Below are 14,925 nucleotides of genomic sequence, written 5' to 3'. Positions count from 1 at the left end.
GAGGAAAATTAGGAGGTTATCGTTATGGTAGTAAATCCAACAGTCGAGTATGAGCCAGAACAAGTGGAAGCGTTTGATTTCCGTATGGCGATGGAAGAAGCTTCAAGGTGCTTGCTATGCGAGGATGCCCCATGTAAGTATGGCTGTCCTTCTGGTACAGCTCCAGATCAGTTCATCCGAAGTATACGTTTTAAAAATGTAAACGGAGCAGCAGAAATCATCCGTGAAAATAATATTCTAGGTGCAAGTTGTGCTCTTATTTGTCCACACGAAAAGCTTTGTGAAGCAGCTTGTAGTCGATGTGGTATTGATAGTCCGATACAAATTGGGAAGTTGCAGCAATTTGCAACAGAATATGAGCGCAAAATGGATAAAACCTATTTAAGCCAAACAGATACATACAGTGGGAAAAGCGTTGCTTGTATTGGTGCGGGGCCTGCAAGTCTAGCATGTGCTGCCGAACTTTCCAAACAGGGTGTAGATGTTACCATTTTTGATGAACATAGTCAGCCTGGTGGCATGCTGCGCTATGAGATTCCGCCATACCGTCTTCCGGAAACAGTCGTTGATCATGATATCAGCCAGCTGGAAAAATTGGGCGTGAAATTTGAACTGAATCATAAGGTGACATCGGAAGAGTTGGAGCAAATGAAGGAAAAATACGACGGTGTTTTTGTTGGTGTAGGAACATGGGAAGCAAAAACATTGAATATTCCTGGATCTAATTTAGATGGAATTTTTCCGGCCATAGACTTTTTATCCAAAGCAAGGGAAAACAAAGAAAGTTATTCCTCCCTTGGTAATGTCGTAATTATTGGTGGTGGTGACGTTGCCATGGATAGTGCGGCAACCTGTAAGCTTTTAGGCGCTGATTCCATCTATGATGTATTTGTAGAAAGCCTGGAACATGCCCCAGCTACGCAAAAGGAAAAAATGTATGACTTTCAAATGGGGATTCCACTTATTTCCGAGTTCATGCCTGTTGCCTTTATTGGCGATGAAAAGGTAGAACGTGTCCGTTTTGAACATGTAACGAACGGATCAACGATGGAATTGGAAGCAGATACCGTCATTTTAGCAGTAGGACAAACGACACGCGATGAAGCGGAAGCCTGGAAGCAAGCGGCAGGCATCTTTACTGGTGGCGATATGGTGAATGGCGGCGACACGGTTGTACAGGCTGTTGCAGAAGGAAAAGAAGCAGCTGCAAAAATGATGAATACTTTTAATGAATAGGAGTTGGAACCGACATGAAAAAAGATTTATCCATTGATTTTTTGGGTGTACATTGTGAAAATCCGTTCTTTTTATCATCCTCTCCTGTGTGTAATAATGCGGAGCAGATTTCTAAGGCATTCGATGCAGGTTGGGCGGGAATTTTTTATAAAACAGTTGGGATAGAAGGGATGAATGAGTGTTCCCCGAGGTTTGATATTATATCCAATGAACCTTCCTCTTGGACTGGATTTAAGAACATGGAACAGATTTCTGAATTGCCTTTGGAAAAGAATGTCATTGAAATTAAAAAATTGAAGGAATCCTATCCAACCAAGGTAATTGGTGTCAGCATCATGGGTTCTAATGAAGAGGAATGGCGAACATTGGCAAAGGCCGTTACCGAGGCAGGAGCAGATATCATTGAACTGAATTTTTCCTGTCCGCAAATGACCAGCCATGACATGGGGGCAGATGTTGGTCAAAGTCCAGAACTCGTAGAAAAATATACGCGGGCAGTTGTTGAAAGTACGCATCTTCCGGTGGTTGCGAAGATGACGCCAAATATTACGAAAATGTCCGTTCCTGCCATTGCTGCAGCGAAAGGCGGAGCGAAAAGTGTTTCTGCTATTAATACAATAAAAAGTTTGACGAATCTTGATTTGGACAATTTGACAGGGAAACCGGTTGTCAATGGAAAATCATCTGTCTCCGGTTATTCTGGGAATGCAGCTAAACCTATTGCACTTCGGTTTATTACAGAATTAGCGCAATGTGAAGAGTTGAAAGACTTAGAACTTAGTGGAATGGGTGGTATTGAGACCTGGCAGGATGCAATTGAATTCATTCTTCTCGGTTGCCGAAATCTACAAGTAACGACATCTGTTATGCAATATGGCTACCGAATTGTCGATGATCTAATTAGTGGACTAAGTCATTATATGGATGAACGCGGCGTTGACAGGCTGGAGGAGTTGGTTGGAATTGCCGTGGACAATATCGTTCCATCTGAGGACTTAGACCGATCCTTTATGATTATCCCAACCGTTGACATGGACAAATGTCTTGGGTGCGGTAGATGCTATATTTCCTGTTATGACGGTTCTCATCAAGCCATCGAATGGGATAGCCAAAACAGAAAACCAATCATTCTCGAAGACAAATGCGTAGGTTGCCACCTGTGCCTAAACGTTTGCCCAGTAAGCAACTGCATCACACCAGAAAAAGTCGTATACAAAGACGGAAAAGATCACACAGACAAAGAAGTCGTCCAACAATTGGTTTATCAGTAAGTAGGACAGAGGGGACAGAGGGACAGGTTCCTCGTCCCAGAATGGAAATGGTATTGTACGAAGGGCCAAACAAACGTTTGAAACAGCGTGAAAATAAGACGGTCTATATTCGACAAAAATCGAGGAGTGCCAGGCACCTGCAGGATGGCACTTGCACGAGGGGGAGAAGGTTAAAAATGAGAAAAAAGCAGCATCTGCATCCGTGTGCAGGTGCTGCTTTACTTAGTGAAATTACTAATTTTTGTCAAAAAAAGCAAAACAGGAAGGGGGACGAGGAACCTGTCCCCATGTCCCTTATCCATCTATTTTTGCTACTCCTAATGCAAGATGGTCCCATAACAGCTGTTCTACTTTTTCTGTCAGTTCATTAGGGCAGTTGATCACTAAGATTACTTCGGAATGTTTTCCTTCTAATATCCTTTTTCTTTTATGTATGATTTTATAAAAGATGAAATCTATTATAAATCCAATGATAAATCCAGTTGCACCACCTATTAATCCCCAAAAAATCGGCCCCCATTCTAGTACAAAACCAATACTCGTTCCAATAACAGAAAATGCTGTTCCAATGGCCGCTCCTTTATCAAATAAACTAATACCGTCAGCGCGATGAAGTGTATCAAATAATTTCCTTTCTTGAACTCGGTTCATAAGCGGTACAGCAAGAATATTTTCTTTTTGTATTCCTGCTTTCTCTATAGAGGTAATCGCTAACTCGAGATAGGATGAGTGCTCAAAAGTAGAGAAGATTTGCAACTTATTTCACCTCTTGTGATGCAGTTATTTTTAGACGAAATTGCTGATAGTTCTTCTTTAGAAAATTTCGTTGTTCACTTTCGTATAGTTTATTGTTTTCCACGGTATTCACGTATGCATCATACACAGCAAAGCCGATGTGGGAAGGAAGAAACAAAAACCACTGCGGATTAAGTGTTTCTGTCGCTTGTCCAATCTCTCCTAGGAAAAGGAGGTGAATAGCGATTAGAAAATTGGAGAAGTACACAAAAATAATTGTAAATGCCATTACAAAAATTGCCGTGATGACTCGGTGGATATATAATTGCCCCAACCCTGGTGTAAGAAAGGACCATAATATTGCCATTATCGGACTTCTTTTGTCTAGATAATTAATTTCCACTCCCCCAAGGACATAGGAATTAAAAGTTGCATCTTCCCGTTCTGCTAATATATAGACTTTGTTCATATCCACGGAGGTCCTGTAACTGTCCCAAATACCAAAAATATAGACGGGAAGATATAAAAGAAGCCATCTCGGTTCAATGATCTCAATCGCCATTTTAATATTTCCGGTAAAAGAATACATAATGGCATGATTCAAATGAGACATATTATTCACGAGAATCTCCCACAAAAAAAGGGTATATCCCCTAAGATATTTAGACAAAAGAAGGTGACCAAATCCCGGGAATGCAGCAGACCACCATGCGATTATATAAGGGTTACGTAAATGTAGTTGGGTTGTTCCAACTACACTTACATGGGCTTTATAACGCCTTACTGTATTATCATTGCTATAATTGTTCATTTACTGCTACTCCTTGGGAAAAAAATTATAGTTAGTTTCTAGAAGAATTTATTCTTTCTCTTTTTCCTCAATACGACCAATCCATTTATAATAAAACAATGCAATGCTGAATAGTAGTGGGTATAGGATGGCTGAATATACTAACTTCCACCATCCATAATGAAAAAATCCCCAAGGTTCTGGAAGCAAAGAAATGGCTTCATAAACCACTATTATTAGGGACCATCCTACAATATAAAAAAAACGCTTTAAAAGAAGTTCGTGAAATGGATATCTATCTAAAAACAACAGGATTGCAGGTGGAGATAATAAAAGTATGGCTGGCAAATCCAACCACTCCATTCCTTGATTAAAATACCAATAACCTTCATATTTAAAACCTAAATAAAGATCCACAATAAGATGAAAGAAGGCCGTAAATAACCACATATGTACCATTTGACTTTTAGTTAGTCGTTTTACCAGGCTAAAAGCAACAATATTAAAAAGAATAATCGCAATAATAAGTCCGAACATAACAGAAATAATCTCCTTCTCTTTTGAGATTAGTCTTTACCAGTATTTATTTAGTATTCAGGTTCGTATTTCTTACAAACAATTCATATTATTGATTTAATGGGACAGAGGGACAGGTTCCTCGTCCCAGAATGGAAATTGTATTGTACGAAGGATCAAACAAACGTTTGCACCAGAGTGATAATAGGACGATCTATATTCGACAAAAATCGGGGAGTGCCAGGCACCTGCACGAGGGAGAAGGCTAAAAATGAGAAAAAAGCAGCACCTACATTCGTGTGCAGGTGCTGCTTTACTTACTGAAATTACTAATTTTTATCAATAAATGCAAGACAGGAAGGGGGACGAGGAACCTGTCCCCGTGTCCCTTCCAAATACCATTCATAGTAACGATTTGCTGCTTCTTTTGGTATGTCGTGTATGGTTGTGGTTTTGGTTGGTTTGGCTCGTGAGATGATTTTCATGGAGGCTAAACCTAGTTTTCGTTGAATGGCTGTTTCGGTTACGATGAGTCGTTCTATTTTATCTCTATTTGTGATAAAAAACTTTGTTGAGAGGGCACCTTTTTCGATTTGCATAAAGGAGCCATTTATGGAATAACTGCTATATAATCCACTTACTATTTGTGACAAAATGGTCAGAGCGAAGATGATGGTGGCAATATACCAGAATCCAGGATAAAAATAATAAAGGAAAACTGGAATTAGTAACCATAAGATCATTGTTCTTAGTAGTTTGACAAGGATAGAAGACCTTGGAATTCTCATCATATTATTTTTAATATGAAATTCCTGCGTAACTTCGGCGATTAGATTTCTTGCACGATACTTATGTATAAATGGAAATAGTACATTGGATGCTTGAATGACTTCATCTTCTGTATCGGTAGCACTAATCATTTTTACCTGAACGATATGTAGTAATTTATGGACAAAACTACTGTTCATCGTTAGTGCTTGGATTCGGTCTTTTGCTATGGAAGAGTAGGTTGTATTTATTTTTCCTTTGGCAATATAAATATGGTTTGAATCAGATGCAACGGTAAATCCGCCATATTGGATATATGTCTTTAATACTCCATATAGCATCGATAGAACCAATAAAAGAACAATGCCAGTAATGGTTAGGAACCAAGATGATAAGAAAATATCGATGAACTGATCTACGTATTGATCAATCGAAAAGAAATGGCTTATTTCTGAGTAAACCGAATAAACCAATGTGAGAAAGAACAGTAATCGTAGTGAAGTAAGAGAAGCGACAAGGATTTCTTTTACGCTTATTTCATAATGCTTTTTTAGTTTCTGTTTGGTGTCTTCAAGTGCTGTTTCTTCATTTGTATGATCCTCTTCCGTTATATCGATAGTTCCATTTCCAAGCTTGGAAAGTTGCTTTTTAATATCATTGGCATCTTGTATGCTAATCATTTCTAATTTAATAGAGCTGTCCTTGTCACTAGAACCGGCATCGATTAATAAGGAGGTTAAGCCAAATAATCGATGGAAAAAAGGTGTACTCTGATTCAAACTTTGAATGCGATTTATTGGAAAGTACCGTTTAATGGTAAGGAATCTTCCTTTTTTAATAAATAGCTCATCATCTTGAATCGAATATCCAAAATGCTTCCACTCCAAAAGAATGGATACAATTTGATAACAAAGAAATAGACAAATGCCTATGAAACCATATATTGAAAAGATAGAATGAGAAGAAAAACCTAAAACAACAGATAGAAAAATAAAAAAGAAAAACAAGCCTTTTATTGATTTGAGAAATTCCGCGAACATCCATAGCGGATGTAACTTTCTTATAGGTTCCCTATTTTCATGTAAAACGTTATTTTCCATTTTTCTCTTCCTTTTCTAAATCCATTTTGGAAATTCCTGCTAAGTATGCGATGTAATTGCGTATTTCGGTAGCTTCTTCCACTGGTATACCAGGGATTTCATGAACATAGCCTACTGTACCAATTTTGATAGTGGATAATTGGTATTTTTGTAAGAGGGGTCCTTGATAGGTGTCCACATAATACACTTTGTCCATTGGTATAACCATATGGGTTTTCTTGATAGCACCACCATGCTTTAATTGGATGCAATGATGATCGATTTCGTACCTCCAGGTTTTCTGTTTATAGACAGGGATAATAAGCAGTTCCATAATTGCTGATACAGCCGTGAGAGCGAGAAACCCATAGATTACGTATTCGATCCAAGGTGACCAACTATAATAATTGTGTAAAAATAGAAGAAATCCTAACAAACATAGAAATCCTATGATACTTAATGTATCGGTAATTCTCCAAACCTTTATGGTCTTTGGTGAAATTCTCTGCGTCGGTTCTTTTATTTGATACACTTATACCGTCCTCCTTATCTAACCGTATTTTTTATAGATTTTAAGAGAAGAATAAAGGAAAGCTTCAAGCACTTTCCCTATCTTCTCCTAAATGAAGAAAAATCTCTTCTAGTGATGGTTGATCTACTTCTATTCGATAAACATCGATTAGGTTGTTAACAAGTATTCGATTAATCTCAGGAATCACTTTTTCATCCTTAACAAAAAGTTCTGAATAGGTCGAGGTGATATTCGAGCTTTCTGCTAAAAAGCTTAACTCCTTCTTTAAGTCTATTTGTTGATTCTCTGAAAGAATACTATGCTTTATATAGATTGCTATATTTTGTTGATATTGGGCTCTTAACTGATCCATATTTCCTTTTGTTTGGATAACTCCCTTATTCATAATCGCCACTTCATCACATAATTTTTCCACTTCGTCAAGATTATGGGATGTTAAGAAAATAGTTGTGCCAGTGGATGCTATCTCTTTAATTAGGGCATGGATTGTTAGAACGGAATTTGCATCAACGCCAGATGTTGGTTCATCTAGAAATAAAATTTCTGGTTGGTTCATGATGGCTTGGGCAATTCCTAACTTCTTCTTCATTCCAAACGAGAAATTTTTGATTTTTACATTTGCTGCATCTTCTAATCCAACTTTAATTAAGGTCTGTCGTAACTCTTCTTTCGATAATGATAATTGCAAGATTTTACTAAAGTACGTTAAGTGATCTAAAGCAGTATCGTTCTCATAAAAGGAGGAATAGTCAGGTAAGACCCCCATTTTCCGCTGAATATCCTTCCTGGCACTCTCTTGATGCCCTAGTATTTCGAATGAACCACTTGTCGGTTTGGCGAGGCCGGTCATCATATTGATAAAAGTCGATTTACCAGCTCCATTCCTACCTAGAAATCCAAAGATAATACCTTTTTTTACACTTAAATTAATATGGTTCACAACGGTCTTCTTTCCATATTTTTTGGTTAGATTATGAGTGGTAATGGCCTGCATTATAAATCCCTCTTTCTAAAGATTAATAAACTTAGCGCAATGAATAGGCAGGTGAATAGTGCTACGAAATAAGTGAAAAAGGTCTCTTCTTGGGTGTAGTAAAAATAGGGTGTGATATAGCTAATTCCCTTTATAAAGATATTTTCTGTTCCAATGCTCCATAAACCAATGACCGGTAAAACGATGGATATCGTAATCCCTAAGAACATCGTAATGGCTGGATTGCTGATAATCGTGGAAAGTAAAATCGTTAACCCAATGAAATAAGAGACAAAGATGACCGATTGAATAAAATCGATGTAATAAAAGTAATGAGAAAACGGTATAACCAGTAACAGCGAAATAAATAAGCACGCTACCCAGAATAATAAATTACCTAAAAATTTCCCGATAATTATATTTTCTCTAGATGTTTTCGTAGCTAGGAATCGAATCGTTCTTGCATACACTTCTTTATTAATCACACTATGGGACAGGCTTGTAACAAAGAGTGGGGACGCTAGAAAAAGAATGACCATTAATCCGCCAACATATGCATTATCTCCTAACCCAAATTCCATTAGTTGTGCTTCAAACTGGCTAATCAGCTTTGCGGCTCCTGTTGTTACACCAAAAAGAACAGCAATGATGATAATGGATCGAATGCTTTTAAATAAGGATGTAAATTCTTTCAAACAGATAGTAAACACTTCAATCACCTTCTTATGATAGATTATAGTTTGTTAAGAATGAGCAGCAGCCATTTTCTTACCACGCGCGATAATCATGATTCCTGCAATCAGGAAAGCTACTCCTCCAAAAATTCCCAAAAACAATGTCAGTAAAGTACTGAATATGCCAGTGATTATTAAAAGTTTTCCTGCCGTTTCAGGTGTTTGATTTCTTTTTAATAGGATGATGGAAACAACACCTAGGATAATGCTGATCAGCGAGACAATAACAAAATACAATGTACCATTCTCTAAAAAGGCAACCACTTGATCAACGGATACAGCGGTTATCTGCTCATCCTGAATAAATTGTTGTACCAAATCTTTTGTTTCTGCGTTACTCTGAACGCTTCCAAATAGTAGGATACTTCCCATCAGTAGAAAAATAAACATCACCACTCCGATAATAGAAAATAACATTTCTCCAGTTCTTTTCATTTGAACTACCTCCATTTATTTGTTTGATTATTTCATAACTTAACATATATTAAACAATATTTCCATGTTATTTTTAACTTTTTTAATAAATATTTTAATTTTATTTAGTTTTTTATAAAAGATATGTTCACTTTTGTTAAAGTGTGTGGTAAGATAAAAAATGTAAGGAGGTTAGGAAATGGATAAAAAAGATGTACCTGCTTGGATCTTATCTTTAGATTTAGAAGATGCAGAGTTTATTCGGAAATTTGTTTTAAATTCAGGTTCATTAAAGAAAATCGCAAAAAGCTATGAAGTTTCTTATCCTACAGTAAGAACCAGGTTAGATCGAATCATTCAAAAGATGGAACTAAGTGAAAGCTTAGAAAAAGAACCATTAATTAGTTATGTAAAACAATTAGCAATCGAGGATCGTATCAGCCTAGACGATGCCAAAAGTATCATTGAAAAATATAAAACCGAAAGGATCGATAAGTAATGGGTGAATTCATGATTTTCTTTCTCGTGATTATTGCATGTGCTGTACAGTATTTTCTCTCCACTCGTCATAGTGTGTACTGGGGGGCTATTGTTCCCGTTCTCTTTCTTACTGGAATGACATGGATGTTCATCACCAATCGTATAGAAAGTATCATTGCCTTTCTCATACTTCTAGTTGTAGGGATGATCTTTCTTATAGAACAATGGAGTCGCGGGCGTAAATCATTAAAAAAGAATAGAAGTAAAGAGCTAGACAAAATGAAAAAACTTGATATAGAATAATAGTAGGTATGTATAAGCAGTCATCAATCTAGGTTTAGGACATATAATAATAGGGAAAGTAATGAACTAAGGAATCACTTAACAATGCTGTTGATTTTGTTAATAATCCAACTTGTCCATTGGATGAGTCAATCATTTTTCCTTTGTTATCCCATTCCGGATGATTGCTTTGTACCTTAATGAAAGGGATAGAGGTCACGACTCTATCCCTTTAAAGTTAAAAAAAGAATTAGTTAATAATGCTGTTGATTTTATCAATAATCCATTCAATTGCCATACCGTTGCGAATCCAATCAAGCACTCTACCTTTGTTATTCCAAGCCCACTTTGCAGCTTTAGATCCTAACTGTGCTACTAATCTTAGAAATGTAGCCATTTGAAAATTCCTCCCTTATTAATGGTAGTGATAGAGGTCACGACTCTATCCTTGAGAAGTAAAACCGAGAATTAGTTAACAATGCTGTTGATTTTATCAATAATCCAATCAAATGCCATACCGTTACGAATCCAATCAAGCACTCTACCTTTGTTATCCCAAGCCCACTTTGCAGCTTTAGAACCTAATTGTGCTACTAATCTTAAAAAAGTTACCATATGAAAATTCCTCCTTTATTAATGGTAGTGATAGAGGTCACGACTCTATCCTTGAGAAGTAAAACCAAGAATTAGTTAACAATGCTGTTGATTTTGTCAATAATCCAATCAAATGCCATACCGTTGCGAATCCAATCAAGCACTCTACCTTTGTTATCCCAAGCCCACTTTGCAGCTTTAGAACCTAATTGTGCTACTAATCTTAAAAAAGTTACCATATGAAAATTCCTCCTTTAAATTTGTAAGATTCCAACTTTTCTTCTTAATCATTCCCTTAAAATTCCGATAAAGGTTAGTTTACAATGTCCTCAATCTTGTCAACGATCCAACTAAATGACATTCCATCTCGAAGCCATTCAAGGACTCTTCCTTTATTATCCCAAGCCCATTTTGCAGCTTTGGATCCTAATTGCCCTACTAATCTTAAAAATGCTAGCATTGTTTTTTTTCACCTCCTCCTTACACTATTAATGCTAGCATATGTAAATGGAAGATTATAGAAGTTTAGGTTGGGAAACCAATCGGTATTTTTTGTGGAATTTTGACTAAATGATTTTCCTGTTTCCTTGGAGGAGATAGGGGGAAACTATATAGATTCTGGGGTTGAGATTTCATTTCTTTGTTCATTTAATAAAGTGGAATTTATTTTATCTTTAGAAATGGTTTTTTCCGTAGAGTTTGTTGCTTGATAGAAATTGTTGATTTATTTAATTAAGAACAGTTAGCTCTCGCCTTTCACTTATGAATGTTTTCTGCAGTCCTTCGCTCCGGCAGAATACTTGCGGTTCGCGGGCACGGCTTCAGCCTCCCTCTATAAAACTCGCGGAAAAAGCATAACTGCACCTGCGTCTACTAGTAACGCTCCGAAGTAGGCTCAGCAGCGCCCGTGGAAAGCGTAGTGTATTTCTGTAGCGGATATATAGCTGTATTCTGAATTTAAGTATTCAACAATCTATAGTAAATGTAAGTTATCGTCATGGTAAAAGTAAAAATTTTTAAAAAAGATTCTTAAAATAGAAAGGAGAAGGATTTCAATACAGTTTATGAAAATTGGGAATAACCCCCATAAGAACGTTGTTATGACGTATTGTATAGTGAGAATAGTTGAAGCGGAATGCTTAAAAAAGAGGATGGGAAGGTTATTACTTCCAGTCTAGTTTTAGGATCAAGTAGTCTTCTAGACAAGAATGTAATATCCATTCCCAGGTAGTAGTTTAAAGAAGTTTATCAAGCCATATACTTTTAGAATATATGCAGATCTAAATCTATGCTTAGGATATCAGGTAGTTCATCCATAGCGGTTTCCATACCTACATTTCCTAATGAATATAAACTTACAATGGTTAGTACTGCAATTAATGTAATGATAATTTTTTTTAACATTAGATTTCCTCCTTTGTTTTTACATTTAATGTTTTTAACATATAGGAATTTGCTTTTTGATAGTGAATCGATGCTGATTTATACTTTCCATTATTAAAAAAGGAATCAGCAAGCATGATGCTATATTTATAACAGTTTTTGTGGTCTTTAATACTTTCAAAGAAGTCTATTGCATGTGATAGGGTATCCTCATTGATATGGTTGTTTAAGATTAATGGTTGATAGATGAAAAGATGCTGTTTTAAGTCCTCTCTAATATCATCGTTGTTTATCATTTCGATGCCTTTATCAACCCATTCTCGAGCCAAATCATACTCATTTAATTTATGGTATTCCATAATAATAGAAAGAATGGAAATCATTTTTTCACTGGGATCCTTCTTTAATTCAAAGCTTTGCTTATAATAGGAAATGGCTTTGTTTGAATCCTGGGTTGAATATAATGATCCAATATTTTGAAGGATCTTCCCTTTGTAATTGCAAAGATGAAACTTCTCCACAATTTCTAACGCTAATTCGAATGTTTCTAAGGCTTCTTGAAATAAATGCCCATTCTTATAAGCAATTCCTAAAACGAGATAACAATCGATGGATCGATTAATAAGAAATGAGTCTTTAAAGTATTCTAGTGATTTTTTGGTCACTTCAATGGCCTTCACAATGTTCACATCAACCATATAAGAAAGGCCTAGCATGTAATTTAAGTCTGCCTCGTCCCAATCAGGTATAACTATGTCTTTTCTTATATTCAGCGCATGTAAAAAGGATTCTATGGAGTTCTTAATATCTTGATTCTGATAGTGATAAATTCCTTTGATTTTGTGAAATAGGTATAGTTGTAACTTGGTGAAATTAGCGCTTTCGGTTTCTAAATACTCTATGTAAGACTGGATCAACTCAGAATCCTTTAAAACTAGTTGCAGTCGTAAAATAACTAGATTTAATGAATAGAACGTTGATTTGCTAAACGATGATGCATTTAAATTAATGAGATAATCGAGGCTTTCCTTAATATAGTTGTTATCCCTATTAGTGGTTACTTCCTTATAGATGTTCATTATCTTATCTACAAATTCTTCTTCTGTTTCCTTATCTAACTTCGTTTGCGTGGGTAATTCAATATTAAGTTTATTTAAAAGTAGATGTATCACTTCCTCACTGGCTTTTGCGGTGCCGTTTTCTATTTTACTAAGATAAGATGTAGAGCAAATACCCTTAGCCAAAGTAATCTGCTTCATGTTTTGCTTAATTCTTTCTAATTTAATCAGATTACCTAGTTCAGCATGCATACTAACTCTCCTCCAAAATATAACATATTGTCTATTAGTACAATATCATAACTTATTGGGAAATTTTACATAAAGTTGTCGAAATTTAGGGGAGTTTTACAATTAGTTTCCCAACTTGGTGGTTTGTTCCAATACAAACAACAATTTTCAACAAAACTCGACAATCTCTTCTTGATTCCCCTCGTGCAGATGTGTTACTATTTTTCTATTATCTTTAGTTAAACTGAATAGATTTTTCTTGTATAAGTCCAATAATACGGATTGGACGTTTCTACCAGCTACCATAAATAGCTTGTCTACAAGGGATGAAATAGAATAGGGATGTTCCAATCTACTATACTATGATTACCTTACTTTGGCATGCAGATAGTTGGCCAAAGTTTTTTTATGCATAGAATTTAAACAAAGAGGGGACAACCACACCATGAAAAACTTTTTTCAATTTACCGAACGAAACACTTCTTTTCGACAAGAGACGTTAGCGGGAATCACGACGTTTCTTTCGGTTGCTTATATTTTAGTTGTTAATCCACTTATACTCAGTCAGGCCGGGATGGATAGGGGAGCAGTGTTTACGGCTACGGCGCTCACGGCAATTCTTGGCTCACTGCTGATTGGTTTGTTAGCGAATTATCCGATTGCTATTGCGCCAAGTATGGGGCTGAACTCCTTCTTTACCTTTTCTGTTTGTATGGGGATGGGAATTGAATGGGAAGTTGCTTTAACGGGCGTTTTTATCGCAGGAATTATTTTTATGATTTTAAGTTTAATGAAGATCAGGGAAAAAATTATCAATGCCATTCCCGAAGATCTGAAGCATGCGATTGCTGCGGGAATTGGCTTCTTTATTGCTTTTATTGGCTTTAAAAATGCAGGGATTATTGTTTCCAATCCGGATACTTTTGTAACAATGGGAGATTTGACTTCACCGAAAGTTGCTTTAGCGGTAGTGGGCCTTGTCGTAACTATTTTGATGCTGGTTCGTGGAATAAATGGGGCGATTTTCTATGGGATGGTCATTACCACCATCATTGGCATGGTGGTCGGCTTAACGCAGATTCCATCATCCATTATTGGAACCATTCCAAGTCTCGCGCCGACATTTGGTGCGGTGTTCCCTCATTTACATGAGGTGTTTACTCCGGAAATGTTAGCAGTTGTCTTTACGTTTCTATTTGTGGCCTTTTTTGATACAGCGGGAGCATTAATTGCGCTGACCAGTCAAGCGGGAATCATGAAAAATAATGAGATTCCTAAAATTGGACGTGCCCTTCTTGCCGATTCTTCTGCTGGTGCGATTGGTGCGGTACTAGGAACAACCACACCGGCAACAAGTGTGGAGTCTTCTTCCGGGATTGCAGTTGGGGGAAGGACTGGATTCACCTCAGTTGTGATTGCCATTTGCTTTGCCATTGCCTTATTCTTTTCACCGATTCTATCGGTCATAACGACAGAAGTAACGGCCGCTGCATTAATTATCGTAGGTGGATTAATGGCAATGGACATTAAAAACATCAACTGGAATCGTCTAGAGATCGTCATCCCAGCCTTTCTAACAATTATTATGATGCCCTTAACATCCAGTGTCGCAAACGGGATTGCATTTGGTTTTATCCTATATCCATTATCCTTCCTCGCACAAAAACGCTGGAAAGAAGTTCACCCGATTATGTATGTGTTGAGCTTGTTGTTTGTATTGTATTTTATTGTTTGATGGGGACAGAGGGACAGGTTCCTCGTCCCACCAGATTAGGAATACATTGTAAGAGTTCTTTCAAACAAACGTTTGATCAAGATGAGAATATGACTCTAACATAAGAACAATCTA

The 14,925-nt window shown here is 36.7% G+C and carries 20 protein-coding genes and 1 riboswitch; of the genes, 5 read left to right on the top strand and 15 right to left on the bottom strand.

Translation table 11 applies throughout. The annotated features are described in order from the left end of the window. Positions 1-24: 24 nt before the first annotated feature. Both D8M06_RS16320 and preA read left to right on the top strand, forming a co-directional pair. On the top strand, positions 25-1,236 hold the full coding sequence (locus D8M06_RS16320) for an FAD-dependent oxidoreductase (protein ID WP_121205654.1): 1,212 nt from the start codon (positions 25-27) through the stop codon (positions 1,234-1,236). A gap of 14 nt (positions 1,237-1,250) precedes the next feature. Then, positions 1,251-2,507, top strand: coding sequence for an NAD-dependent dihydropyrimidine dehydrogenase subunit PreA (gene preA / locus D8M06_RS16315; protein ID WP_121205653.1), 1,257 nt, complete (start codon positions 1,251-1,253; stop codon positions 2,505-2,507). A 294-nt stretch (positions 2,508-2,801) separates the two neighbouring features. Here the strand turns inward: preA and D8M06_RS16310 are convergent, their stop codons facing one another. The 8 genes from D8M06_RS16310 to D8M06_RS16275 form a co-directional block, all read right to left on the bottom strand. Further along, positions 2,802-3,263: a hypothetical protein gene (locus tag D8M06_RS16310; RefSeq protein ID WP_121205652.1), complete on the bottom strand. Its 462-nt coding sequence runs from the start codon at positions 3,261-3,263 to the stop codon at positions 2,802-2,804. A 1-nt stretch (position 3,264) separates the two neighbouring features. Beyond that, positions 3,265-4,053 (bottom strand): hypothetical protein, encoded by a 789-nt coding sequence (locus D8M06_RS16305; protein WP_121205651.1) that lies wholly within the window; start codon positions 4,051-4,053, stop codon positions 3,265-3,267. Between the two features lie 48 nt (positions 4,054-4,101). Continuing rightward, a complete protein-coding gene (locus D8M06_RS16300; protein ID WP_121205650.1) occupies positions 4,102-4,569 on the bottom strand; it encodes a hypothetical protein in 468 nt (155 codons plus the stop codon). A gap of 308 nt (positions 4,570-4,877) precedes the next feature. Continuing rightward, positions 4,878-6,416 carry a PH domain-containing protein gene (locus D8M06_RS16295; RefSeq protein WP_121205649.1) on the bottom strand — a complete coding sequence of 513 codons (1,539 nt, stop codon included), beginning with the start codon at positions 6,414-6,416 and terminating at the stop codon, positions 4,878-4,880. After that, a complete protein-coding gene (locus D8M06_RS16290) occupies positions 6,406-6,927 on the bottom strand; it encodes a PH domain-containing protein (protein ID WP_121205648.1) in 522 nt (173 codons plus the stop codon). Before D8M06_RS16290 ends, D8M06_RS16295 begins: the two co-directional genes overlap by 11 nt. A 64-nt stretch (positions 6,928-6,991) precedes the next feature. Next, complete coding sequence (locus tag D8M06_RS16285) at positions 6,992-7,921, bottom strand: ABC transporter ATP-binding protein (RefSeq protein ID WP_121205647.1); 930 nt, start codon at positions 7,919-7,921, stop codon at positions 6,992-6,994. After that, positions 7,921-8,610, bottom strand: a complete 690-nt coding sequence (locus D8M06_RS16280) for an ABC transporter permease (protein WP_121205646.1) — start codon at positions 8,608-8,610, stop codon at positions 7,921-7,923. The genes D8M06_RS16285 and D8M06_RS16280 overlap by 1 nt, the downstream gene beginning before the upstream one ends. A gap of 33 nt (positions 8,611-8,643) precedes the next feature. Continuing rightward, positions 8,644-9,069 carry a DUF4064 domain-containing protein gene (locus D8M06_RS16275; protein WP_158591809.1) on the bottom strand — a complete coding sequence of 142 codons (426 nt, stop codon included), beginning with the start codon at positions 9,067-9,069 and terminating at the stop codon, positions 8,644-8,646. 178 nt (positions 9,070-9,247) lie between these two features. On the opposite strand from D8M06_RS16275, the gene D8M06_RS16270 reads away from it, so the two are divergent. Both D8M06_RS16270 and D8M06_RS16265 read left to right on the top strand, forming a co-directional pair. Beyond that, a complete protein-coding gene (locus D8M06_RS16270; protein ID WP_121205644.1) occupies positions 9,248-9,547 on the top strand; it encodes a DUF2089 family protein in 300 nt (99 codons plus the stop codon). Beyond that, entirely contained in the window at positions 9,547-9,831 is a 285-nt protein-coding gene (locus D8M06_RS16265) for a hypothetical protein (protein WP_121205643.1), read from the top strand. Before D8M06_RS16270 ends, D8M06_RS16265 begins: the two co-directional genes overlap by 1 nt. 34 nt (positions 9,832-9,865) lie before the next feature. On the opposite strand, the gene D8M06_RS19900 is transcribed toward D8M06_RS16265, so the two are convergent. The 7 genes from D8M06_RS19900 to D8M06_RS16240 all read right to left on the bottom strand — a co-directional run bounded on the left by D8M06_RS19900 (position 9,866) and on the right by D8M06_RS16240 (position 13,097). After that, positions 9,866-10,030 (bottom strand): hypothetical protein, encoded by a 165-nt coding sequence (locus tag D8M06_RS19900; protein ID WP_158591808.1) that lies wholly within the window; start codon positions 10,028-10,030, stop codon positions 9,866-9,868. A 30-nt stretch (positions 10,031-10,060) separates the two neighbouring features. Beyond that, positions 10,061-10,207, bottom strand: coding sequence for an aureocin A53 family class IId bacteriocin (locus D8M06_RS16260; RefSeq protein WP_121205642.1), 147 nt, complete (start codon positions 10,205-10,207; stop codon positions 10,061-10,063). 71 nt (positions 10,208-10,278) lie between these two features. Then, positions 10,279-10,425, bottom strand: coding sequence for an aureocin A53 family class IId bacteriocin (locus D8M06_RS16255; protein WP_121205641.1), 147 nt, complete (start codon positions 10,423-10,425; stop codon positions 10,279-10,281). Between the two features lie 71 nt (positions 10,426-10,496). Continuing rightward, a complete protein-coding gene (locus tag D8M06_RS16250; RefSeq protein WP_121205641.1) occupies positions 10,497-10,643 on the bottom strand; it encodes an aureocin A53 family class IId bacteriocin in 147 nt (48 codons plus the stop codon). Between the two features lie 74 nt (positions 10,644-10,717). Continuing rightward, positions 10,718-10,864, bottom strand: a complete 147-nt coding sequence (locus D8M06_RS16245) for an aureocin A53 family class IId bacteriocin (protein ID WP_121205640.1) — start codon at positions 10,862-10,864, stop codon at positions 10,718-10,720. A gap of 803 nt (positions 10,865-11,667) precedes the next feature. Continuing rightward, on the bottom strand, positions 11,668-11,808 hold the full coding sequence (locus tag D8M06_RS19895) for a hypothetical protein (RefSeq protein ID WP_158591807.1): 141 nt from the start codon (positions 11,806-11,808) through the stop codon (positions 11,668-11,670). Further along, complete coding sequence (locus D8M06_RS16240) at positions 11,808-13,097, bottom strand: helix-turn-helix domain-containing protein (protein WP_121205639.1); 1,290 nt, start codon at positions 13,095-13,097, stop codon at positions 11,808-11,810. The genes D8M06_RS19895 and D8M06_RS16240 overlap by 1 nt, the downstream gene beginning before the upstream one ends. Positions 13,098-13,315: 218 nt before the next feature. Beyond that, positions 13,316-13,416: riboswitch (purine riboswitch) on the top strand. A gap of 105 nt (positions 13,417-13,521) precedes the next feature. Here D8M06_RS16240 and D8M06_RS16235 point away from each other — a divergent pair. Next, positions 13,522-14,811 (top strand): NCS2 family permease, encoded by a 1,290-nt coding sequence (locus D8M06_RS16235; RefSeq protein ID WP_121205638.1) that lies wholly within the window; start codon positions 13,522-13,524, stop codon positions 14,809-14,811. Positions 14,812-14,925 lie beyond the last annotated feature (114 nt).

This window comes from Oceanobacillus halophilus (assembly GCF_003628505.1).
In the GTDB taxonomy this organism is placed as follows: Bacteria; Bacillota; Bacilli; order Bacillales; family Amphibacillaceae; genus Oceanobacillus; species Oceanobacillus halophilus.
This window is presented reverse-complemented; position numbering and strand designations above follow the sequence as displayed.